Genomic DNA, 21,127 nt, shown 5'->3' on the forward strand with positions numbered 1-21,127 from the left:
CCGGCCCGACTGCGGGAGCCGGATGTGGTGGTCGGCCGGGGCCGATCTCGGGAGCCGGGTGTGGTGGTCGGCCCGGACCGTTCGCGGAAGCCGGGTGCGGTGGTCGGCCGGGACCGATTGCGGGAGCCGGACGTTGGCCCAGGTCGATCGCGGGAACCGGAGGCAGCGGTCGCCCCGGACCGATCACGGAAGCCGGATGCAGCGGTCGTCCCGGACCGATCACGGGAACCGGGAGCAGCGGTCGTCCCGGACCGACCGCGGGAACTGGGGTGTGGCGGTTGTCTAGAGCCGATCACGAGAACCGAGGTCGGTGGTCCGCCCGCGCCGGTCACGGGAACAGGACCCGGGGATCGTCCCGGGCGGGCGCGGTGCCCGGTGCGCTGTGGCTGCCCGCGTTGCTCGGGCTGGCGCTGATCGTGCTGCCGGTCGCCGGGCTGTTCCTGCGGGTCGACCCGGCCCGGCTGCCCGCGCTGCTGACGAGCCCGGCCGCGCTCGACGCGCTGGAGCTGTCGGTGCGGACCGGCCTGATCTCCACCGCGCTCTCGCTGGTCCTGGGCGGACCGCTGGCTCTGGTGCTGGCCAGGTCGGGCCTGCGCGGGATGCGGGTGGTGCGCGGGCTGGTGCTGCTGCCGCTCGTGCTGCCGCCGGTCGTCGGCGGCCTGGCCCTGCTGTACCTGCTGGGCCGGACCGGACTGCTCGGGCAGGCGCTCGACGTCTTCGGCGTGCGGCTGCCGTATACGACCGCCGCCGTCGTCCTGGCGCAGACCTTCGTCGCCATGCCGTTCCTGGTGGTCGGGCTGGAGGGCGCGCTGCGCACGGCGGGCGCCCGCTACGAGCAGGTCGCCGCGACGCTCGGCGCCGGTCCCTGGCTGGCGTTCCGGCGGGTGACGGTGCCGCTGATGCTGCCCGCGCTGGGATCGAGCCTGGTGCTGGCCTTCGCGCGGGCGCTGGGCGAGTTCGGCGCGACGATCACGTTCGCGGGCAGCCTCCAGGGCACCACCCGCACCCTGCCGCTGGCGATCTACACCACCGCCCAGTCCGATGTGGACGCCGCGGTCGCGATGTCGTTGCTGCTCGTGGTGGTCGCCCTGCTGGTGATCGTGGTGGCGCGGCCGAGAGCGGTGGAGGGGCAGTCGTGACGTGGCGCGGCGACCGGGAGGAGACGGCGCGATGAGCTTGCGGGCCGAGATCGAGGTCCGGCGGGACGACTTCGCGCTGAGCGCGGAGCTCGCGGTCCGGCCGGGCGAGGTGCTGGCGGTGCTCGGGCCCAACGGGGCCGGGAAGTCGACGCTGCTCTCCGCGCTTTCCGGGCTGCTGGTGCCCGACCGCGGTCGCATCGAGCTGGGCGAGCGGGTCTGGCTCGACACCGAGCGCCGGGTCCACGTCCCGACGCACCGGCGGGGTGTCGGTCTGCTGGCGCAGAACCCGCTGCTGTTCCCTTACCTGAGTGCGCTGGAGAACGTCGCCTTCGGCCCCCGCGCCGCGGGCGCGGGCAAGGTCGCAGCGCGGCGCACCGCGGAGCGCTGGCTGTCCGAAGTGGACGCCGAAACGCTGGCAGGGCGCAGGCCGGGCCAGCTGTCCGGTGGGCAGGCGCAGCGGGTCGCGCTGGCGCGGGCGCTGGCCGCGGACCCCGAGCTGCTGCTGCTCGACGAGCCGCTGGCCGCGCTGGACATCGACGCCGCGCCGGCGATGCGCGGCCTGCTGCACCGGGTGCTGCAACACCAGGAGCACCCGACGGTGCTGGTCACCCACGACGTCCTCGACGCGGTGGTGCTGGCCGACCGGCTGGTGGTGCTGCTCGACGGCCGGATCGTCGAGCAGGGCCCGACCAGGGAGGTGCTGGCCCGGCCCCGGGAGGCGTTCACCGCCCGGATCGCCGGCCTCAACCTGCTGCCCGGCACCGCCGCCGCGGGGGCGCTCGCGCTCGGTGACATCACGCTCACCGGCCACGTCGCCGAGCCGCTGGACGAGGGCGAGCCCGCCGCCGCAGTCTTCGCGCCCGCCGCGGTGGCCGTGCACCGCGAACTGCCCGGCGGCAGCCCGCGCAACGCGATCCCGGTGCAGGTCACCGGCCTCGAACCGCGCGGCGACGTGGTGCGCGTGCGGGGTTCGGTGGGCGACTGCGCGCCCGCCGCAGATGTCACCCCGGCCGCCGTCGCCGACCTCGCGCTGGCTCCGGGGGAGCGGGTGTGGTTCGTCGTCAAGGCCGCAGAGGTGGCAATTCACCCGCTGTCCGGAGGATCATCTGGTGCGTGACTGAAGCAGCCCCCTGGACGTACCTGATGGACATGGACGGCGTGCTGGTGCACGAGGAGCACATGGTTCCCGGTGCCGACGCCTTCCTCAACGCCCTGCGCGAGCACGAGATCCCGTTCATGGTGTTCACCAACAACTCGATCTACACCCCGCGCGACCTGCGTGCCCGGCTGCACCGCACCGGACTCGACGTGCCGGAGGAGGCGATCTGGACCTCCGCGCTGGCGACCGCGCAGTTCCTGGAGAAGCAACGGCCGGGCGGAACCGCCTTCGTCGTCGGCGAGTCCGGGCTGACCACGGCCCTGCACAACATCGGGTACGTGCTCACCGACCGCGAGCCCGACTACGTCATCCTCGGCGAGACCAGGACCTACAGCTTCGAGGCGATCACCAAGGCGATCCGGCTGGTCGAGGGCGGTGCGCGGTTCATCGCCACCAACCCCGACGAGAAGGGCCCGAGCCGGGAGGGCACGCTGCCCGCGACCGGCGCGGTGGCCGCGCTGATCGAGCGGGTCACCGGCCGCGCGCCCTACTACGTGGGCAAGCCGAACCCGCTGATGATGCGCTCAGCGCTGCGGCGGCTGGGCGTGCACTCGGAGAACACGCTGATGATCGGCGACCGGATGGACACCGATGTCCGGTCCGGCCTGGAGTCCGGCCTGCAGACGATCCTGGTGCTGTCGGGCATCTCCGATCCGCACACCGCGGACCTGTTCCCGTACCGCCCGACGAAGGTGGTCGGCTCGATCGCCGACCTCACCGACCACGTGCTGGACCCGTTCGGCGCCTGACCTTCACTGCAACTGCGAGGGGACGCTGCGCAGCGCCCACTCCTGCTCGGCGGGCTCGCCGGGCGGCGGCGCGACCGGGGCGTGGTTGAGCTCGTCGGCCATCCGCTCGGCGGCGTCGCGCACCAGCTCGGCGCGGTGGCTGATCGAACCCGACCAGTGCCGCTGGGCGGCGGCGAGCCGGTCGAGCAGGTCGGACTGGAGCCGAAGCCGCTCGACCTGCTCCCAGCCCGCCGCCCCGGCGGGCCCGCGCAGCGTCCGCTCGATGGCCGCCGCGACCCGCTCCAACTCCAAATCCGTGATCATGTGCTGCCTCTGGTCGGTTGGTTTCCGGACACCAGGTGAGAGTCCGGAACCGCCGCGACCACACGCGGCTGTGTCCAATGTCACCGTTCGGGTGTCATCGTCCGATGAACGCGTACGGCGAGTCGGCGTCCACCACGCGCTTGCCGAGCGGGAACAGCGAGACCGGGATCAGCTTGAAGTTCGCGATCCCCAGCGGGATGCCGATGATCGTGACGCACTGCGCGATGCCGGTCAGGACGTGGCCGAGCGCCAGCCACCACCCGGCCAGCAGCAGCCACAGCACGTTGCCCAGCGTCGAGAACGCGCCCGCCCGAGGTTCGTCGACCAGCCGCCTGCCGAACGGCCAGAGCGCGAAGTTGGCCATCCGGAACGAGGCGATCGCGAACGGGATCCCGACGATCGTGATCGCGAGGACGACACCGGCGACCGCGTAGCCGAGGGCCATGAACAGACCGCCGAAGACCAGCCAGATGATGTTGAGCAACAACCTCATGCGTCCAGGGTGACAGCCCGAAGCGGTCCTGCCGCTTCGGACTCCCATAGGAGCGAACGGGACTTTCCCCGCCAGCGAACCCCGAGAACCCGCTGTGCCGCTTCAAATGCGCCGCTTCAAACCCGGTTCAGATACAGAACCTCACGCGTGCAGGTCGCCTTCGAGGACGGTGACGGCCCGTCCCCGAAGCGTCACGCGGTCGCCGCGCAGCACCATCCCGACGGTGCCGCCGCGCGCGGACGCCTGCTCCCCGACGAACTCCGTCCGCCCCAGCTTCGGCGCCCACCAGACCGCGAGCGTGCAGTGCGCGGAGCCGGTCACCGGGTCCTCCGGGATGCCGACCCTCGGGGCGAAGACCCGGCTGACGAAGTCGACGTCGTCGGTGTCGCCGGGAGCGGTGACCAGCACGCCCTGCTTGGGCACCTGCGCGAGCGCGTCGAAGTCCGGGTGCAGCGCCCGGACCTCGGCCGCCGACCGGGCCTGGACCAGCACCTTCGACACGCCTTCGGCGACCTCGTCGATGGTCAGCCCGGGCAGTCCGGCGATCAGCTCCTCGGACGGCTCGACCGGCTCGGGCACGTCGGCCGGGAAGTCCATCTCGATCCAGCCGTCCGCTCCCGCGGTGCAGGTCAGCACGCCGCTGCGGGTGTCGAACCGCTGGTCGCCGCCGAGCACGTGCGCGGTCGCCAGGGTGGCGTGCCCGCACAGGTCGACCTCGGTGTCCGGGGTGAACCAGCGCAGCGGCTTGGGCTCGGCACCGGAGCCGACCACCACGAACGCCGTCTCGGAGTGCTTGAGCTCCGCGGCGACGGACTGCATCCAGACCGCGTCCGCCGGGGCGTCGAGCAGCACGACCCCCGCCGGGTTCCCGCTGAAGGCTTGGTCGGTGAACGAATCGACGACGTAGGCGCGCATGATCCGGGACTCTAGGCCAGACCGCTGACGCTCGACTCCGCCGGACGCCTGGGTGAAGATGCAGTGGTTCGCCTCACCCCGGGGCACCGCCTCACCAAGGCCGCGATCGGGAGGACCGCATGACCGTGGAACTCAGCTACGCGTCGGGGATCTCGGAGGTGCCGCTGCTCGGCGACACCATCGGCGCGAACCTCGACCGCACCGCCGCCCGGTTCCCCGGCCGGGACGCGCTGGTCGAGCACTCCACCGGTCGCCGCTGGACCTACCGCGAGTTCGTGTCCGACGTGGACGCCCTAGCGCTCGGCCTGCTCGCGGCGGGATTCGGCAAGGGCGACCGGGTCGGCATCTGGTCGCCGAACCGCGCCGAGTGGACGCTGGTGCAGTACGCCACGGCCAAGATCGGCGCGATCCTGGTCAACGTCAACCCGTCCTACCGGGTGCACGAGCTGGAGTACGTGCTCAACCAGGCCGGCATCCGGCTGCTGATCTCGGCGCAGGAGTTCAAGTCGTCTGATTACGTCGCGATGGTCGACGAGGTCCGCGCGAAGTGCCCGGCGCTGGAGCAGGTCGTGTTCCTCGACCGCGACCAGTGGGACGGGCTGTTCGACCGCGACGGCGACCCCGCGCGGCTGGCCGAGGTGCGGCTGTCGGCCGACGACCCGATCAACATCCAGTACACCTCGGGCACCACGGGCTTCCCCAAGGGCGCGACGCTGTCGCACCACAACATCCTCAACAACGGGTTCTTCGTCGGCGAGCTGTGCCGGTACACCGAGCAGGACCGGGTGTGCATCCCGGTGCCCTTCTACCACTGCTTCGGGATGGTGATGGGCAACCTGGCCTGCACCAGCCACGGGGCCGCGATGGTCATCCCGTCCGAGGGGTTCGACCCCGGTACCGCGCTGGCCGCGGTCGCCGCCGAGCGCTGCACGTCGCTGTACGGGGTGCCGACGATGTTCATCGCCGAGCTCGACCACCAAGGCTTCGCCGACTTCGACCTGTCTTCGCTGCGCACCGGGATCATGGCCGGTTCGCCCTGCCCGGTCGAGGTGATGAAGCAGGTCATCGACCGGATGGGGATGGCGGAGGTGTCGATCTGCTACGGCATGACCGAGACCTCGCCGGTGTCCACCCAGACCAGGGCCGACGACTCGCTGGAGCGCCGGGTGTCCACGGTCGGCCGGGTCGGCCCGCACCTGGAGGTCAAGATCGTCGACCCGGTGACCGGCCTGACCGTGCCGCGCGGCGAGCCGGGCGAGCTGTGCACCCGCGGCTACTCGGTGATGCTGGGCTACTGGGAGCAGCCGGACCGGACCGCGGAGGTCATCGACGCGGGCCGCTGGATGCACACCGGCGACCTCGCGGTCATGGACCCGGACGGCTACGTCGGCATCACCGGCCGGATCAAGGACATGGTCATCCGCGGCGGGGAGAACATCTACCCGCGCGAGATCGAGGAGTTCCTGCACACCCACCCCGACATCCTCGACGCGCAGGTCATCGGCGTTCCCGACCAGCGCTACGGCGAGGAGCTGATGGCCTGGGTGCGGCTGCGGGAGGGCGCGGCCGAGCTGACCGCCGAGACGCTGCGCGAGTACTGCACCGGCAAGCTCGCGCACTACAAGATCCCGCGCTACGTGCACGTGGTCGACGAGTTCCCGATGACCGTCACCGGCAAGGTCCGCAAGGTCGAGATGCGGGAGCAGGCCCGGCGCCTGCTCGACCTCGGTCCGGAGTGAGCCGGACCCGCCTACGTAACCTGAGCGGGTGGCGACAGTGGGATTCGACCTGGACCTGACCCTCATCGACCCCCGGGAGGGCCTGGTCCGCGCGTTCGCCGAGCTCGGCTCGGAGTTCGGCGTGCCGCTCGACGGCGAGCACTTCGCGGCCAACCTCGGCCCGCCGCTCCCGGACGCGCTGCGCGCCCGGCACGACTTCGACGAACCGCTGGTCGACCGGATCGTGCAGCGGTTCCGCGAGCTGTACCCGGCCGTCGTCGTCCCGGTGACCGAGCCGATGCCCGGTGCCGGCGAGGCGCTGGCCGCGGTGCGCGCGGGCGGTGGCCGGAGCCTGGTGGTGACCGGGAAGTACGAGCCCAACGCGGCCCGGCACATCAGCGCGCTGGGCTGGCGGGTCGACCACCTCAGCGGCGACGTCTTCGCCGCGGCCAAGGGCACCGTGCTGCGCGCCGAGGGCGCCGACGTCTACGTGGGCGACCACCTCGGCGACATCGTCGGCGCGAAGGCCGCCGGGGCGGTCGCGGTCGCGGTGGCCACCGGGCCCTACGACGCGGGCGCGCTCGCCGAAGCGGGAGCCGACGTCGTGCTGGACGACCTCACCGCGTTCCCCGACTGGCTCGCCGGGTTCGAGCGATGCTCGTCACCACGCCGATGATCAGCCCGGCAGGCGCGAGCAGCGTCGCCAGGTTCAGCCACAGCGGGAGGTCCTCGACGCCCGTGGCGAAGGCGCCGAACACGACGACGACCGCGATCAGGCCGAGCCCGAACATGCCCATCGCCAGCGGCATCACGGGAGACCTGGAACTCGAACTGGCCATGCGTCGCAGCCTATTCGGGCTGCGGAAGCAGCGCGCAGAAGGCTGGACGATGACGGTGCGGTTACCGGTACCCTGAGTAGGACGCGCCCCGAGCACGCTCGGTTGACACCAGCCCTTGTCTTGGCCCAGGCCATGTCTGGCCCAGGTCACGTCCTGGCCCAGGCCAGGTCTTGGCCCAGCCCAGGTCTGGCACCGTCACTGCGTGGAGCGTTCGGGGCGCTTTCGTCGTGCCGGGGCGGGTGCCCCGGCGGGCGGACGCGGCAGGGACGAGCTGTGGTTCGGTCCGGCAGGACCGGCAGGAGCGCGACACGACAGGGAACGGTGAGGACAGTGCCGACCGGCAGGGTCAAGTGGTTCGACGCGGAGAAGGGCTTCGGCTTCGTGACCCAGGATGGTGGGGAGGACGTGTACGTGCGGTCCTCCGCGCTGCCGTCCGGTGTCGAATCGCTCAAGACCGGGCAGCGCGTCGACTTCGACATGGCCCAGGGACGCCGCGGCCCGCAGGCGCTGAAGGTGCAGCTGCTCGACCCGCCGCCCTCGGTGGTCGAGGCGCGCCGCCGTCCGGCCGACGAACTGCACGGCATGGTCGACGACATGATCAAGCTGCTGGAGCTGAAGGTCCTGCCCGACCTGCGCCGCGGCCGCTACCCCGACCGCAAGGTCTCCAAGCGCATCGGTGAGGTCGTCCGCGCCGTGGCCCGCGAACTCGACCCCGGCGCGTAAATCTCTGTATCGGCTCGTTCTGTGTGGCGGTGCGGGTGGCGGAACCTCAGGCGTCCGCTGGCTGCGGGTTCTTTTTCCGACGTATGTCCAATACGACGGAAAAAGCTGTCCTCGCCAGCGAACGCCTGAGAACCCGCGGCGGTGCCGGTTGGCAGGGTGGGCTAAGCAGCTTCGCCACTTGAGGACGATGGCTGGGTTGGTTGGGCCTGCCCGGCTCACGGGTGCCAGGTCAGCGGGGCCAGGTGCACGCCGCCCTGGCCCCAGCCGCAGTGGGTGATCCACCAGCCGTCGGAGTCGTGCAGCAGTTCCGGGGCGTGCGCCGGGATCTTCGCGACGCGGTTCTCCAGCGGGAAGTCGAACGGGTTCGGGCTGCGGTACACGGCCGTGCAGCTGTAGCCCTCCGGCGTGCCGTCGTAGGCGCCGCACGGTCCGGCGAACAGGTAGAAGTCGCCGCCGTGGCGCACCACGTACGGGGATTCCGCGTCCCCTCCCGCGGTTCCCACCCGGCTGCTGGTGAAGGCCACCCTCCGGGAGCTCCACCTGATCAGGTCCCGGCTGGTCCGGTAGGCCACCACGTGGTGTCCGCCGGACGGGTCGTCGGTGGCCGTGTAGTAGCAGACCCACCGGCCGCCGATGCGGGTCACGAACGGGTCGCGGGCCTCGTACCCGTCGTGGAACAGCGGACCGCCGGGGTGGCGGGTCCAGGTGAACAGGTCCGTCGACGTCGCGAGGTTGATCGCCGTCCGGGTCCGGTCGTGGCCGCCGCCCGCGTAGAACATGTGGTACGTCCCGTTGTGCGGTACGACGTGCGGAGCCCAGAGGTGGGTTTCGCCGTAGCCGGGATCGACGGTCAGCGCCATGGGCCGCTTGCGCCAGGGGCCGTGCGGCGACGGCGCGGTGGCGTGCGCGAAGAGGTGCTCGTTCTCGGGGTCCGCGGGTTCTTCGTGGGTGATCCCGAACAGGTGCCAGCCGTCGGCCCGGACCAGGCAGTGATCGTTGATGTACCAGGGCACGTCCTCGCTCGGATCGTAGATCCGGACGAACTCACCGGCCGCGGGCACGGCCGGACGACCCCGGGCCGACGCCGAGCCGCTGCCCAGCAGCACGGCGCCGGCACCTGCCGAAAGCGCGAGGAACGATCTGCGGTCGACCCGGGAACCGTCCACGGCGTGCTCCTTCTGCCGATCCAGTGGTTCGCAGAGCAGAGCTGAACTTCGAACAGTAGCCGCGAAAACGCCGACGAGCATCGGCCGACCGCGCGAAACCCGAGGTCAGGGACGGACGTCGAGGATCCAGCTTCCGCTGATCACGAAGTCCACGCCGCCCTCGGTGCCGGGCGTCAGCAGCGCCGAGAACTGCTGCACCTCGACGTGCTCCAGAGCCACGCCGTCCGGCGGCAGCTGGAGCGTGTACGCGTGGCGGTCGCCGGGGGTGAACACGGCGGTCTTGCCGCCGATCTCCTCGCCCGCCGCGGTCCGGTAGATGAACGCGACCTGCCACGGGGTGCTCGCGACCTCCCCGGGCACCGAGATCTGCAGCACCTCGCGGCCCGGTACCCGCAGCTCACCGGTCGGGTCCTCGGGCGGCGGGGCGCAGGTCTGACCGGTGGCCTCGCAGTACTGGGCAGGGGCGACCTCCACCGAGGTGCCGTGCGAGTAGAAGGTGACCTGCGGTTCGCTCGGCGCGGCGCAGCCGGCGAGCAGCGCGCCCGCACCGATCAGCAGGAGCGGTTTCAGTCCTCGGAACACGTACCGAGCCTACGGTGCCGCCGCGACCTGCTGCCGCCGGGCGAACCTCAGCAGGCTGCCACCGCGACCCGCCAGCACGGTCTGCGCCAGCACCAGCGCCAGCAGCACCGCGACGACGGTGAAACCGACCCAGAACACCGGCGGCAGCAGCACCCCGAGCGCACCGCCGAACACCCAGCTCAGCTGGAGCACCGTCTCGGACCGGCCGAACGCCGACGCCCGCGACTCCTCCGGCATGTCGCGCTGGATCACCGCGTCCAGGCACACCTTCGCCAGCGCGCTCGCGGTCGCCCCGACCAGGCCGACCACCACCGCCATCGGCAGCCCGGCGAGCACCGCCGCGCAGACCGTGACCGCGAGCGCGCTGCCGAGGCAGGCCACGATCAGCCGGTCCGGTTTGCCGAACCGCATCCGCGCGCCGACGCCGTTGCCGAGGAAGCTGCCGATCCCCGCCGCGCCGCCGACCATGCCCAGCAGCACCAGCTGCATGAACGGCTCCTGCTGGGTGGTCTGCTTGATCACGAACGCGGCGAACAGCGTCAGGAACCCGGTCAGCACCCGGATCCCGCCGTTGCCCCACAGCGCCACCACCACGTGCCCGCTCAGCGGGCTCCGCTTCGCCTTGCGCGGGTGGGCGCTCATGGTGGCCGGGACCTCGCCCTCGGTGCTCTCCACCCAGCCCGGCATGCGCAGGCACAGCCAGACCCCGACGGCCGCCATCGCGGCCATGAACCACAGCGCGCCCTCCGAACCGAGCAGCCACGCGAACCCCGACGCGACCGCGCCGAACACGCCTCCCGCGGCCATGCCGAAGGTGGTGAGCCGCGAGTTCGCGGTGGTCAGCGTGATCGCGTCCGGCAGCACGCGCGGTGTCATCGCGGCCTTGAGCACGCCGAACGACTTCGACAGCACCATGCAGCCCAGCGCCGCCGGGTACAGCAGCCAGCTGTCGAAGTTCAGCGCCATCACCGCCGCCAGCAGCACCCGGATGCCGAACGACGCTGCCAGCGCCAGCCGCCTGCCCTGCTGCAACCGGTCCAGCGCCGGGCCGATCACCGGCGCGATCACCGCGAACGGCGCGACCGTGATCAGCAGGTAGAGCGCGACCTTGTCCTTGCTCTCGCCGGTCGCGGCGGAGAAGAACAGCGTGTTCGCCAGCGCCACCGCCATCGCGGCGTCGACGGCGTAGTTGCCCATGACCGCGTAGATGAACTTCGCCAGTCCGGAGCGGTCGGCGCCGTCGGCGTGCGCGGCGGAGATGAACAGGCGGACCGCGCGCTGCGTCAGGTCGCGGCTGCGCCACGCAGCGACGCGGGTGACTGTCAGCTTGCGCGGCGGCGCGGTGCCGCGCGGCGCCTCTTCCTCGGGTTCGTCGTCGGAGTCGTAGGAGTGGTGGTCCGGCGGCAGCGGCGGCAGGCCGGGGCGGACGCGGCGCGAGTAGTCCGGGTCCTCCTGCCACGGGTACCGGCGCGGGGGAGCGTCGAAGCCGTGCTCGGCGGGCCGTTCCTCCTCGCCGCGCCCGGTCCCGCCCCGCTGCTCGTACTGGCCGCGCCTGCCGCGCTGACCGGCGCCCCAGCCCGCGCGTCCACGCGACTGTTGATCACGCCGTGAACCCATGCCGCCAATCCTGCCTCACGCCGGTCGCCCGCCGGTTCGTCACCGGGGGACGAACCGGACCCGGTACAGGTGCGGCCAGTACTTCCCGGTGATCAGGAACTCGTCCGTGCCGGGAATCGCCGCGATGCCGTTGAGGACGTCGGTACCGGCCCGCTCGTGCGGGGCGAGCAGCCCCGACGCGTCGGCCACCGCGGTGACCCGGCCGCTCGCCGGGTCGATCCGGACGATCTCGTCGCTGCCCCAGATGTTGGCCCACACCGCGCCGCCCGCGCACTCCAGCTCGTTGAGCTCGCCGACCTCCTCGTCCTCCGCGCGGACCGTGACCTCCCCGGCGGGCGCGAAGGTCACCGGGTCCCGGAACGTCAGCCGCGCGCTGCCGTCGCTCATGACCAGCCGCGATCCGTCGTGGCACAACCCCCAGCCCTCGCCCTGGTACGCCACCCGGCGCAGCTCGGCCAGCGTCGCCCGGTCGCGCTCGATCGCGACCCCTTCCTGCCAGGTGAGCTGCCAGATACGGTCACCCACAACGGTGATTCCCTCGCCGAAGAGCTCCGGGCTCAGCCGGGTTTCCCGGTGCACGGCGCCGGTCGCCGGGTCGAGCGCCCGCAGCACCGAGCCGCCGTAGGTGCCGGTGCCCTCGACGAGGGTGTCGCCGACCAGTTCCAGTCCCTGGGTGAATGAGGAGCGGTCGTGCGGGAGCACGTTGGTCACCTCGACTCGAAGGTGTGGCAGGCTTCCCGCGTGCCCAACGCCCTGATCGGACTGCTCGCGGTGGTTCTCGCCGTCGTGCTGCGCTGGTACCTGCGGCGTGCACGCCACCAGCCCCAGACAGCAGAAGAGCACCACACCGGCCAGCCCACGTCCTGTCAACAAGAACCGCACCCCGAAAGCCTGACACGGGCGCAGGCGTCGCCGACCCCGTACGGCACAATCGAGCATGTGACGCCTATGCCTGCTCCGATGACCAGCCCAGGCGCGTCGTTCGACGACCCAGTGGAGGCCGGCGGCGCGATCCTGCGCCCCGACCCCGCGCTCGTCGAGGCGGTGGACATCGCCCGCGCCGCGGCGGAGGACGAGGCTGCGCCCGGGGCCGACCCGATCGGCTCGCCGGTGCTCACCGTGGACGCCGGTGGTGGCGACCCGGTCGGCGCGCACGTCGGCTTCGAGCCAGAGGGCCCGCACGCGGTGACCCACCACTTCGAGTCGAACTACCCCGGCTACGTGGGCTGGCGGTGGGCCGTCACGGTCGCCGCCGTGCCCGGTGAAGAGGTCACGGTCAGCGAGGTCGTGCTGCTGCCCGGGCCGAACGCGCTGACCGCGCCCGAGTGGGTGCCGTGGAGCGAGCGGATCCGCCCCGGCGACCTGGGTGCGGGCGACCTGCTGCCCAGCGGCCCGGACGACCCCAGGCTCGCGCCCGGCTACCTCGCCAGCGACGACCCGGCGGTGGAGTCGCTGGCCAGGGAGGTCGGGCTCGGACGCGAGCGGGTGCTCAGCCGCGAGGGCCGCGCGGAGGCCGCCGAGCGCTGGCACGCCGGCGACTTCGGCCCCCGCTCCGACATCGCCCGGCTGGCCCCCGGCAACTGCGGGACCTGCGGGTTCTTCATGCAGCTGGCGGGCTCGATGGGCGCGGCCTTCGGCGTCTGCGCCAACGAGATCGCCCCGGCCGACGGGCGGGTCGTGCACGTCGAGTTCGGCTGCGGCGCGCACTCCCAGGCCGAGGTCGACACCTCGTCCACGGTGCCGGTCGCCGAGGTCGTCTACGACGACGCCACCCTCGACTACGAGCCACGCGGCTGATCTTCGGGGGTGCCGGGGTCGTTCTGCCCAGCGGTGCGGGCAGCGCGACCCCGCCACACCGCCGACGAACGCCGGCCCGTGGGTTCCAGCGACTCGCGGGCCCTTTCGCGCTGAGTCCCGCACCGCAGCCGCCCGGCGTCGAGCCGGGCTTCCAGATGGGAATCGTGGCGAAGGTGAACGCACCGGACGTTTTCGGGACCGCCGAACTGCGGCGGTCCGTGCTCCAGTCGTGGGAGGCGTCGCCGACGCGCTTCCGCGAGGACGCGAACGCGGAGGAGGACCTGCGCCTCGGCGGCTACCGCGACCGGTTGCTGGTGGAGCTGGCGCAGAACGCGGCGGACGCCGCGGGCGAGGGCGGAGTGCTCCGGGTCCGCGTCGTCGACGGCGAGCTGCGCGTGGCCAACACCGGCGCGCCGCTGACGGCCGAGGGCGTGGCGGGCCTGGCCTCGCTGCGCGCGTCGGCCAAGCGCGGCAGCGCGGCGGTCGGCCGCTTCGGCGTGGGCTTCGCGGCCGTGCTCGCGGTGACCGACGAGCCGCGGGTCGTGTCGGCCTCCGGCGGGGTCCTGTTCTCCGCGGAGCGCACCCGGGAGGAAGCCGCGCGGCTGCCCGGACCGGCCGAGGAGCTGGCGGCCCGCGGCGGAGAGGTGCCGGTGCTGCGGCTGGTGTGGCCGGTCGAGGCCGCGCCGCCGGAGGGCTTCGCCACCGAGGTCCGGCTGCCGTTGCGGCCCGGGATCGACCCCGAAGCGCTGCTGGCCGCTTTCGCCGAGCAGGCGGCGGATCTGCTGCTGGCGCTGCCCGCGCTGGCCGAGATCCACATCGGCGAGCAGAGCTGGCGGCGCGAGGACGAGTCGGCGGACCGGCTGGTCGTGCACGGTCCCGGTGGCAGCGAGCGCTGGCTGGTGCACCGGGGTTCCGGCAGGCTCGCCGAGTCGGAGCTGACCGGGCTCGGCGTCGAGGCCAGGGGCGACACCGCGTGGTGGGCGTGCTGGGCGCTGCCGATCGACGCCGACGGCGTCCCGCGGCCCCTGGACCGGGACGTCCTGCACGCGCCGACGCCGACGGACGAACGGCTGTCGCTGCCCGCGCGGCTGCTGGCGGGTGTGCCGATGGAGGCCGACCGCAGGCGGGTGTCGACGTCGGCGGCGGTCGACGCGATCCTGGTGTTCGCCGCGGAGAGCTACCCGGAGCTGGTCGGCAAGGTCGCGGCCGAGCACCGGTCGGCGCTGGTCCCGCTGCCGGGCTTCCCGGCGTCCGATGTGGACGACAAGCTGCGGCAGGCGGTGGGCGACCGGCTGCGGGTGGAGTCCTGGCTGCCGGGTGCGGCGGGCGCGGCGGTCGCCCCGCTGGAGGCGCGGGTGCTCGACCAGCCGCTGCCGGACCTGGTGGAGCTGCTGCGGGACTCGGTTCCCGGACTGCTGACCGCCGAGCTTTCCGAGGCGCGCCACAAGAAAGCGCTGAGCGCGCTGGAGGTGGGCCGCCTCGGTGCGGCGGAGCTGGTGCAGGCGGTCACCGGGCTCGAACGCGAACCCTCGTGGTGGTACCGGCTCTACGAAGCGCTGCGCCCGCTGGTGAGCCAGGATCCCCGCGCCCGTGAGGAGTTCACGGCGCTGCCGGTCCCGCTCGCCGACGGCCGCACCGTGACGGGCGTGCGGGACGTGCTGCTGAGTTCGGACTCCGACCCCGCGGGCATTCTGTCCACACTGGACATCTCTGGGCTGCGCATCGCGCACCCCGACGCGACGCACCCGCTGCTGGAGCAGCTCGGCGCGCACGCGGCGGGACCGGCGGAGCTGCTGGACTCGCCCGCGTTGGAGGAAGCCGTGCGCAGCAGCGTCACCGACGCGCGGTCCGGTGTGGACACCGGGCGGCTGGCCGAGGCGGTCCTCGGGCTGGTGGAGAAGGCGCAGCCGCGCGACTGGCTGGGCGCGCTGGCGCTGCCGGACTCCGAAGGCGACTTCCGCCGCGCGGACCAACTCCTGCTGCCCGACGCGGCGCTGCTGGACGTGCTGTCCGAGGAAGCGCCGCTCGGCGTGCTGGACGCGGACTTCGCGGCGCGCTGGCCCGCCGGGCTGCTGCGCTCGGTCGGTGTCGTCGACTCGTTTGTGGTGGTCGTCGAGGAGGAGCCCGCCGAGGCGGACGCGGGTTTCGCGGACGCGCAGCAGTGGTGGATCGAGCAGGAGGACGCGCGGCCGGAGCAGTGGCCCCCGGCCAGGTTCGTCGGCATCAGGGACCTGGACCTGGTCGCCGAGGACGCCTGGCCCGCCGCGATCCGCCTGCTCACCGGCGACGCGGACACCTACCGCGCCCTGCAGGACCCGGACGGCTACCCGGCCTGGTGGATCGCGCGGTTCGCCGCGCTGTCCGGCAGGCCGCCGCGCCACTGGCGGCTGCCGGAGGCGGAGGAGATCGCCGGGATCTACGACCCGGTCCCGGACGTCGGCCTGGACGCGGAACAGCTGCGCCTGGCCGGGGTCCGCGACACCATGCGCGTCGACGACGTCGACGACGCGATCGACCTGATGGAGCGCCTCGGCGACCCGGACCGCCCGATCCGCGCGGGAACCGCGCTGCGCGCGCACCGCGCGCTGGCCGAGGCGGTGGCGTGCGCGCTGATCGACCCGGCGGAGATCGACCCGCCGCAGGCGGTGCGATCGGTGTCCGGCGCGGTGGTCAGCGCGGAGCGCGCCGCGGTGCTCGACGAGCCGTGGATGCTGGGCGTCCTGGACGCGCCGCTGATCGTCTCGGGCGGCAGCCCGGACCAGTACGACGCGGAAGCCCTGGCGGAGCTGTTCGACCTACCGCTGGCGTCGGAGGAGAACGCCATGCAGGTCCGCGGCCAGGGCCGCACCCAACGCTGGCCGGAGGTCGGCCGCGTGGCCACGACCTGCGAACTCCTGGGCGTCGTGATCCCGGAAGGCCAGGTCACCCTGCACGACACCCTGCGAGTCCAGACCGCGACGACCGACCACCGCGTGCACTGGTGGGTCGACACCGCAGGCAACGTCCACGCCGAGCGAACCCCGGACGGCCTCGGCCGCGCCCTGGCTTGGGCCGCAGGCCGCTGGGGTGAGCGCTTCGCACTCGCCGCACTGCTCGCCGATCCGGAGGCCACGACGCTCTTGCGGTGATCGGGTCAGCGGGACACGGGCGTGGGTCACTTGGGTGGGCCGAGCTTTTCGAGTGCCTCTGCTGCGACGCCGTGCACGGCGTTCTCGAGCTCCTCGCGCGGCTTGTTCACTTCCGCTCCGGTGAAGTTTTCTCCTTGGCCGCGATAGTGGACGGTGACCTCGACGTTGGCTTTCCTGAAGTAGAAGGAACTCGTCTGAACTCCACTTTGGTCGGTGTACCGGACGAACGACTGATCTCCGAGCGCCAGTGGTGGAGGGGCGGCCTGCATCGAGTGTTCTTGCAACTGGCTGCTGTCCTTGGCCGGTTCGACAGCTGGTGAGCCATCCTGGAGGAGGTGGATCGTGACCTGGACGCGAAGATTCACCAGCACTATCTCGCCCCAGCCAGGCGCTGCCCTGCTGTCCCATACGCATGCTTGTGAGGTAGAGGTGCTCTTGGCCTCGGGATCGGGCTCGTCGAAGCCGCTCAGCTCGGATTCAGCAGGGCCCACGAGGTCGGCTGCGGACGGCGGCCCGACGAGCTGGCACGGATTGGGAAGTTCTCGGTACCCGGGCTCGGCGGGTGCCCGGCCCGAGCACGAAGCCAGCAGGAATACAGCGATCAGGAGGATTGGGGTACGGGTATTTGCAGTCAGTCTTGGCACGCTGTGTCCTCGCTCGTCCGGATAGCTGTGCTGAACATCTTCCGCTTGGCTCAGTACCCTGATTCGAGGAAGCTTTGTGGCACCTCGTCGTACTGTTCTGCTTCTCCGGTGGTGGTTGTTCTTGAGCCGGCGCCGGTGTCTTCGAATTCCAGGTTTTCCGCCGCGCGCCTGGCAGAGGAGTTGGCCGCCATGAATTCATCCATGATGAATTTTTCGCCGCCGCTGGAGAACGCATCCGGCTCGATGCGGATGTGGTCGACTCGTCCCAATGAATCAACCCACACCGTGACGGCTCCAGAAGGCGAAGTTCCGGAAAACTTCCCTTCCAGGACGGCTTGTGGGTCTTCCTTGGCTCGCTGCAGGTTCCTGCTGAGCTGATCCATCGCCTGCTCGATCCTGACCTGGGCGTCCACTGCTGCTCCTAACCGGCCTTGAGTGCGTTCACCGTGTCGGTGCACTCTTGGATTACTGCGCTTGCTGCCTTCTGCCGGGTCTCGTTGCCCTTGAGGATGGCGCCTACGAAGGAAACTGCGCTGAAAACTGCCGCCAATATTGCGGCGACCAGCGCGACCACTTTGCTGACGGTGGGTTCGGGTATGACGGCTGCGGCCGAAGCAACGCCCACCAGGGTTGAAATCAGAGCGCCGAATCCGGCGATGGTGGTGATCGTGTCCGCTAGCGTCTCCTCGAGGGCTGAAGCGAGTTTCTTGAGGCTTTCCGCCATCTCCTCCGCAGGCTCTATCGCCTTCTCGATGGCTTTCCGCAGGGACTCCAGCCGTTCGGTGAACGCTACGAAGTCCCTGCCATGCCATCCCTCAGCGGCGTACGCCTTCGCATCGTTGATCATCTGCACTGATTGTTCAGCAGCATGCTTGAGACTGCCGGAAACGTCGTCGCCACCCCAGGACTGGTCGGCCACGTTCTTGATCCTGGCGATGTCAATCTCTCGAATGGCCACGAGCTGGCCCGTGATCGGGTTCAAGGCCTGTCCTGGCCCTGGTTTTTCGGGGATCATCAGGCAGAGAGTGTCGAAATCCTTGGTCACCTGCCAGAAGTCACTTGAAACGTGGTCCAGGGGGTTTCTCAAGTGTCCGCCTCCGAGTTGAAGGAAGGTGTTCAGCTCTGGTCAGCCCGGTTTCTGATCGATCTCGCCGCGGAGCCGGTCGAAGTCCTGGCCGGCACGTGCCTCCCTGGCCATGTACTCGCCAGCTGACTTCTTGACGTTGACCGCGGTCTCCTCGAGAATCGCTGCCGCGTTCCTGGTGAATTCGTCCACTGCGGCCAGTGCGTCGCGGTAGGATCCCCTGATCTGGGAGGCGATCTCCATGTGCATCGATTCGAGCGGATTGACGACCCACTGGTCCTCGGTGGGTGGTGGAACTGCGTCTTCGAGTGCCGCGGCGGATTGAAAGTCCGTGCCCTCCGGTCTGATTGTCGCCACCGCAGCGTGCAGCTTTTGCGATGTGGCGATCATGACCTCATATGTGGCTCTGATGGAGTCATTCATGGGTTTCCCTTGATCGAATTTGCAAGGGCACGGTATCCAGAACGAACTGATCTGCGTGGACTGATCGGGCTGGTTCACTCGATCAGGCCAGCGAAGCCTGGAAAGGCTTGTGTTGGGGTGAGAAAGGCGCTGGCCGCGCACCGGAGCGGTGCGCGGCCAGCGGGCGGAGCGGGGGTCAGCGGTTCTCGTTGCCCCAGTCGCCCAGGACCGGCGGAGCGACCTTGGGCAGCCCCAGGTCGTCCCAAGCCTCGTCCGTGTCGATCCAGTACTTGTTCTCGTGCTCCAGGTCCTCTTCGCCCTCCTGGCCACGGCCGCGCGCACCCGCGCCGCCCATGGCGCCGGCGCCACCGCGCGCACCCGCGGAACCGGTCGTGCCCGCGGCACCGCCGACGCCACCGAGCCCGCCGATACCGGCACGACCACCGGCACCGAGAGCGCTACCGCGTCCGGAACCGAGACCACCGGCGCCACCACGTCCGCCGGAGCCGACGCCGGACCCGGTGCCCGTGCCTCCGCCCGCGGGCATACCGGGGATGTAGCCGTTGCCGAGGCCAGGCCCGGGGTTCGGACCGGTCCCGCCACCGCCGGTGATGGGGCCGGGGCCGGTGGTGCTCGGGGGCGTCGACCACGACGACTCGCTGCCGGCCGGCCCCGTCGAGCCGCTACCGCTGGAGCCGCCGCCGGGGAGGCCACCGCCGGAACCGCCGGAGCCACCGGAGCCACCGGAGCCCGAACCTGAACCTGACCCGCCGGATCCACCGGAACCTGACCCGAATCCGCTGCCAGAACCGGAACCACCGCTACCGGACCCGCCACCGTCACCGATCGGCTGCGTGCTGCCGCCACCACCCGGGTTGGTCGGCGAGCTGATCGTCGGGTTCTGCTGGAACCCGCCGTGACCGGCTTCGAAAGTCGATTCCGGCGCCATCGGGTAGGTCGGCAGCGACGACGACGTGGCAGCCACGTTGTCGCTGTAGTTGTTGTAGTGCTGCTTGGCTTCTTCGGCCTTGGCGGTCGCTTCGCGCTCCTGCTTCTGCAGGTCCGTCTCACCGCCGACCAGCCAGGCACCGCCCTTTTCGAGCAGGCTGTCGGTCGCGTCGACCTTCACCGGCTCCGGCATGCCGTTCTTGACGCCCGAGAAGTTGCCGATCTGCTGCTGCGCGGCTTGCGCGACCTGCTCGGAGACCGTCTTCGAGTCGTCCACGAACTGGACCATCGGCTTCGTCGAGTTGCCGTGCTGCTCGGCGGCCTGACCGGTCCAGGCGAGCTGGGCGTCGCTGTTGGCCTTGCTCAGGATCTCCGAGACGTCGTTGAACGCCCTGGCGATGTCGCCCTGCCAGACGTCCACTGCGGTGTGGAGCGGCCCGACGTCCTTGCCGCCGTGGATCTGGCCGTACTTCTCCGGGTGGTTGAACCCGACTTCCTTCATGATCTCGTCGGTGTTCCCGCTGTCGCTCGGGGCAGCGAGCAGCGTGCCTCCGATGACGAGTGCCGGTAAAACCACGGGGTTCCTCCCTCCTGCTTCGGTGAGCTGCGGTCAGCTCTGGGGCGGGATGTTCTTGATGACCTCGGTGAACACCTTCTCGGCGAAGGCGCACGGGTCGGCGTGCTGGGGAGCGTCGCTGTTGTAGCGGGTGACGCTCACGAGAACGGTGTCCTCGTCCGAGACTCCGGCTGCTACGCCGCACAGCAGTTCCGCCTGGTTGACCCGCGCTGCGGGGTAGTTGGCGACCTTGGTCTCGGCGTAGGTCAGGAAGCTGTTCTTGTTCCGCTGGATCCGGGAGAAGCCGCCGCCCTGCTTCGAATCCGGTGCGACCTCGATGACCACGGCGTCGTTGGTCCAGGTGCAGCCCTTCTGACCCCATTCGGTGTCGAACGGCGTCGGGGCGCCTCCGCCGCCGAGCTGGGCCAACTGCCCGTCGGTCAGCAGCTGGCAGCCATCGCTGACGGCCTTGAGGTTCAGCGGCGCCTCGACCTTCAGCGCGGGGTCGGCCGCGTTCGACTCGGACGTGGGGGCGCTGTCGCCGGTGCCGGGCGGCGTCGTGCTCCCGGAACCACCCTGAGCGCAGGCGGACAGGCTCAAGGCGGCGGCAAGGGACAGGGTGACCAGTACTGGGCGTCGTAGCACGTTGCTCTTCCTTATGCCTGGCTGGGCGTCGCGGCCTCGTCGGCGGCCTGGTAGTCGCGGAGGGCTGCTTCCAGCTGTGCGATCTGGTGGTTCAGCCTCTTGATCCCGTCGTTGACGGCTTCGAGCAAGCTGCCCGGTTTGCCACCGGCCATCTGGTTCAGCGCCTTGGTGAGCTGCCCGCTGATCTCGTCCTCGCCGGGCGGGACGACGATCGTCCCCAGCCGGGTGGCCTTGGGCACGATCGAAGCCAGCTTGTCCCGGGCTTCCTTGTACTGCGTGATCAGTGCCGGGATCCTGTCGACGTCGACGGAGAAAGACGCCTGCTGGGCGACGCCACCGGCGTTGACCGCGGTGTGGATCACCGCAGAGCGCGCGCTGTCGAACACGTTCCTACCTCCTTGTCTTCATACGTCGGTCCATGGTCGCGACCAAGCTTGCCAGGTTTGCAGTCGCATCCGTAGTGCTCGGACGGAACTGGGACCAAGGCCGTTCCCGCTGGTCGCGGATTCGCCCGTTCGGC

The 21,127-nt window shown here is 71.1% G+C and carries 23 protein-coding genes and 1 pseudogene; 9 read left to right on the forward strand and 15 right to left on the reverse strand.

Annotation, left to right across the window (positions count from 1 at the left end; translation table 11 throughout):
• Positions 1 to 368: 368 nt before the first annotated feature.
• The 4 genes and pseudogenes from ABD691_RS25830 to ABD691_RS25845 all read left to right on the forward strand — a co-directional run bounded on the left by ABD691_RS25830 (position 369) and on the right by ABD691_RS25845 (position 3,047).
• Positions 369 to 1,139, forward strand: a complete 771-nt coding sequence (locus ABD691_RS25830; protein WP_344683992.1) for an ABC transporter permease — start codon at positions 369 to 371, stop codon at positions 1,137 to 1,139.
• Positions 1,140 to 1,227: 88 nt separating this feature from the next.
• Positions 1,228 to 1,650, forward strand: a pseudogene (locus tag ABD691_RS25835) (ATP-binding cassette domain-containing protein); the annotation flags it as partial.
• Positions 1,651 to 1,689: 39 nt separating this feature from the next.
• A complete protein-coding gene (locus ABD691_RS25840; RefSeq protein WP_344684044.1) occupies positions 1,690 to 2,256 on the forward strand; it encodes a TOBE domain-containing protein in 567 nt (188 codons plus the stop codon).
• A 26-nt stretch (positions 2,257 to 2,282) separates the two neighbouring features.
• Positions 2,283 to 3,047, forward strand: coding sequence for an HAD-IIA family hydrolase (locus tag ABD691_RS25845; RefSeq protein ID WP_344684045.1), 765 nt, complete (start codon positions 2,283 to 2,285; stop codon positions 3,045 to 3,047).
• Positions 3,048 to 3,050: 3 nt separating this feature from the next.
• Here the strand turns inward: ABD691_RS25845 and ABD691_RS25850 are convergent, their stop codons facing one another.
• The 3 genes from ABD691_RS25850 to ABD691_RS25860 form a co-directional block, all read right to left on the reverse strand.
• Positions 3,051 to 3,350, reverse strand: a complete 300-nt coding sequence (locus tag ABD691_RS25850; RefSeq protein ID WP_344683994.1) for a hypothetical protein — start codon at positions 3,348 to 3,350, stop codon at positions 3,051 to 3,053.
• A gap of 94 nt (positions 3,351 to 3,444) precedes the next feature.
• Positions 3,445 to 3,843 carry a YccF domain-containing protein gene (locus ABD691_RS25855; protein WP_344683996.1) on the reverse strand — a complete coding sequence of 133 codons (399 nt, stop codon included), beginning with the start codon at positions 3,841 to 3,843 and terminating at the stop codon, positions 3,445 to 3,447.
• Positions 3,844 to 3,984: 141 nt separating this feature from the next.
• On the reverse strand, positions 3,985 to 4,758 hold the full coding sequence (locus ABD691_RS25860; RefSeq protein ID WP_344683998.1) for a PhzF family phenazine biosynthesis protein: 774 nt from the start codon (positions 4,756 to 4,758) through the stop codon (positions 3,985 to 3,987).
• 119 nt (positions 4,759 to 4,877) lie between these two features.
• Here ABD691_RS25860 and ABD691_RS25865 point away from each other — a divergent pair, with 119 nt between their 5' ends.
• Positions 4,878 to 6,497 (forward strand): AMP-binding protein, encoded by a 1,620-nt coding sequence (locus tag ABD691_RS25865; RefSeq protein ID WP_344684000.1) that lies wholly within the window; start codon positions 4,878 to 4,880, stop codon positions 6,495 to 6,497.
• A gap of 28 nt (positions 6,498 to 6,525) precedes the next feature.
• Positions 6,526 to 7,152 (forward strand): HAD family hydrolase, encoded by a 627-nt coding sequence (locus tag ABD691_RS25870; protein WP_344684002.1) that lies wholly within the window; start codon positions 6,526 to 6,528, stop codon positions 7,150 to 7,152.
• On the opposite strand, the gene ABD691_RS25875 is transcribed toward ABD691_RS25870, so the two are convergent.
• The gene (locus ABD691_RS25875) at positions 7,094 to 7,315 is read right to left on the reverse strand and encodes a hypothetical protein (protein ID WP_344684003.1); all 222 of its coding nucleotides are present in this window, start codon (positions 7,313 to 7,315) and stop codon (positions 7,094 to 7,096) included. The two genes, ABD691_RS25870 and ABD691_RS25875, sit on opposite strands and share 59 nt — an antisense overlap.
• A 330-nt stretch (positions 7,316 to 7,645) precedes the next feature.
• Between ABD691_RS25875 and ABD691_RS25880 the strand changes: the two genes are divergently transcribed.
• On the forward strand, positions 7,646 to 8,038 hold the full coding sequence (locus tag ABD691_RS25880; RefSeq protein WP_344684005.1) for a cold-shock protein: 393 nt from the start codon (positions 7,646 to 7,648) through the stop codon (positions 8,036 to 8,038).
• A 215-nt stretch (positions 8,039 to 8,253) separates the two neighbouring features.
• On the opposite strand, the gene ABD691_RS25885 is transcribed toward ABD691_RS25880, so the two are convergent.
• The 4 genes from ABD691_RS25885 to ABD691_RS25900 all read right to left on the reverse strand — a co-directional run bounded on the left by ABD691_RS25885 (position 8,254) and on the right by ABD691_RS25900 (position 12,285).
• Complete coding sequence (locus ABD691_RS25885; RefSeq protein WP_344684007.1) at positions 8,254 to 9,204, reverse strand: glycoside hydrolase family protein; 951 nt, start codon at positions 9,202 to 9,204, stop codon at positions 8,254 to 8,256.
• Between the two features lie 105 nt (positions 9,205 to 9,309).
• Positions 9,310 to 9,786 carry a DUF2771 family protein gene (locus ABD691_RS25890; protein ID WP_344684008.1) on the reverse strand — a complete coding sequence of 159 codons (477 nt, stop codon included), beginning with the start codon at positions 9,784 to 9,786 and terminating at the stop codon, positions 9,310 to 9,312.
• 9 nt (positions 9,787 to 9,795) lie between these two features.
• Positions 9,796 to 11,403 (reverse strand): MFS transporter, encoded by a 1,608-nt coding sequence (locus tag ABD691_RS25895; RefSeq protein ID WP_344684010.1) that lies wholly within the window; start codon positions 11,401 to 11,403, stop codon positions 9,796 to 9,798.
• Positions 11,404 to 11,442: 39 nt separating this feature from the next.
• The gene (locus ABD691_RS25900; protein ID WP_425565160.1) at positions 11,443 to 12,285 is read right to left on the reverse strand and encodes a glutaminyl-peptide cyclotransferase; all 843 of its coding nucleotides are present in this window, start codon (positions 12,283 to 12,285) and stop codon (positions 11,443 to 11,445) included.
• Positions 12,286 to 12,363: 78 nt separating this feature from the next.
• Between ABD691_RS25900 and ABD691_RS25905 the strand changes: the two genes are divergently transcribed.
• Both ABD691_RS25905 and ABD691_RS25910 read left to right on the forward strand, forming a co-directional pair.
• Positions 12,364 to 13,200: a DUF3027 domain-containing protein gene (locus ABD691_RS25905; RefSeq protein ID WP_344684013.1), complete on the forward strand. Its 837-nt coding sequence runs from the start codon at positions 12,364 to 12,366 to the stop codon at positions 13,198 to 13,200.
• A gap of 173 nt (positions 13,201 to 13,373) precedes the next feature.
• A complete protein-coding gene (locus ABD691_RS25910) occupies positions 13,374 to 16,328 on the forward strand; it encodes a sacsin N-terminal ATP-binding-like domain-containing protein (protein WP_344684015.1) in 2,955 nt (984 codons plus the stop codon).
• 26 nt (positions 16,329 to 16,354) lie between these two features.
• On the opposite strand, the gene ABD691_RS25915 is transcribed toward ABD691_RS25910, so the two are convergent.
• The 7 genes from ABD691_RS25915 to ABD691_RS25945 all read right to left on the reverse strand — a co-directional run bounded on the left by ABD691_RS25915 (position 16,355) and on the right by ABD691_RS25945 (position 20,993).
• Positions 16,355 to 16,972, reverse strand: coding sequence for a hypothetical protein (locus tag ABD691_RS25915; protein ID WP_344684017.1), 618 nt, complete (start codon positions 16,970 to 16,972; stop codon positions 16,355 to 16,357).
• Positions 16,973 to 17,022: 50 nt separating this feature from the next.
• Entirely contained in the window at positions 17,023 to 17,385 is a 363-nt protein-coding gene (locus ABD691_RS25920; protein WP_344684019.1) for a YbaB/EbfC family nucleoid-associated protein, read from the reverse strand.
• Positions 17,386 to 17,393: 8 nt separating this feature from the next.
• On the reverse strand, positions 17,394 to 18,017 hold the full coding sequence (locus ABD691_RS25925; protein ID WP_344684021.1) for a WXG100 family type VII secretion target: 624 nt from the start codon (positions 18,015 to 18,017) through the stop codon (positions 17,394 to 17,396).
• Positions 18,018 to 18,098: 81 nt separating this feature from the next.
• Positions 18,099 to 18,479, reverse strand: coding sequence for a hypothetical protein (locus ABD691_RS25930; RefSeq protein ID WP_344684023.1), 381 nt, complete (start codon positions 18,477 to 18,479; stop codon positions 18,099 to 18,101).
• A gap of 175 nt (positions 18,480 to 18,654) precedes the next feature.
• Positions 18,655 to 19,983 carry a PPE domain-containing protein gene (locus ABD691_RS25935; protein ID WP_344684025.1) on the reverse strand — a complete coding sequence of 443 codons (1,329 nt, stop codon included), beginning with the start codon at positions 19,981 to 19,983 and terminating at the stop codon, positions 18,655 to 18,657.
• A gap of 33 nt (positions 19,984 to 20,016) precedes the next feature.
• Positions 20,017 to 20,607, reverse strand: a complete 591-nt coding sequence (locus ABD691_RS25940) for a DUF3558 domain-containing protein (RefSeq protein ID WP_344684026.1) — start codon at positions 20,605 to 20,607, stop codon at positions 20,017 to 20,019.
• Positions 20,608 to 20,618: 11 nt separating this feature from the next.
• Entirely contained in the window at positions 20,619 to 20,993 is a 375-nt protein-coding gene (locus ABD691_RS25945) for a hypothetical protein (protein ID WP_344684027.1), read from the reverse strand.
• Positions 20,994 to 21,127 lie beyond the last annotated feature (134 nt).

The organism is Saccharopolyspora taberi (assembly GCF_039534165.1).
Classification (GTDB): domain Bacteria; phylum Actinomycetota; class Actinomycetes; order Mycobacteriales; family Pseudonocardiaceae; genus Saccharopolyspora_D; species Saccharopolyspora_D taberi.

Bases quoted from the DNA above. Each gene is read 5' to 3' on its own strand.
- ABD691_RS25840 (WP_344684044.1), top strand. From the start codon at position 1,690: ATGCGCGGCCTGCTGCACCGGGTGCTGCAACACCAGGAGCACCCGACG.
- ABD691_RS25845 (WP_344684045.1), top strand. From the start codon at position 2,283: ATGGACATGGACGGCGTGCTGGTGCACGAGGAGCACATGGTTCCCGGT.
- ABD691_RS25850 (WP_344683994.1), bottom strand. From the start codon at position 3,350: ATGATCACGGATTTGGAGTTGGAGCGGGTCGCGGCGGCCATCGAGCGG.
- ABD691_RS25855 (WP_344683996.1), bottom strand. From the start codon at position 3,843: ATGAGGTTGTTGCTCAACATCATCTGGCTGGTCTTCGGCGGTCTGTTC.
- ABD691_RS25860 (WP_344683998.1), bottom strand. From the start codon at position 4,758: ATGCGCGCCTACGTCGTCGATTCGTTCACCGACCAAGCCTTCAGCGGG.
- ABD691_RS25865 (WP_344684000.1), top strand. From the start codon at position 4,878: ATGACCGTGGAACTCAGCTACGCGTCGGGGATCTCGGAGGTGCCGCTG.
- ABD691_RS25875 (WP_344684003.1), bottom strand. From the start codon at position 7,315: ATGGCCAGTTCGAGTTCCAGGTCTCCCGTGATGCCGCTGGCGATGGGC.
- ABD691_RS25895 (WP_344684010.1), bottom strand. From the start codon at position 11,403: ATGGGTTCACGGCGTGATCAACAGTCGCGTGGACGCGCGGGCTGGGGC.
- ABD691_RS25905 (WP_344684013.1), top strand. From the start codon at position 12,364: ATGACCAGCCCAGGCGCGTCGTTCGACGACCCAGTGGAGGCCGGCGGC.
- ABD691_RS25930 (WP_344684023.1), bottom strand. From the start codon at position 18,479: ATGAATGACTCCATCAGAGCCACATATGAGGTCATGATCGCCACATCG.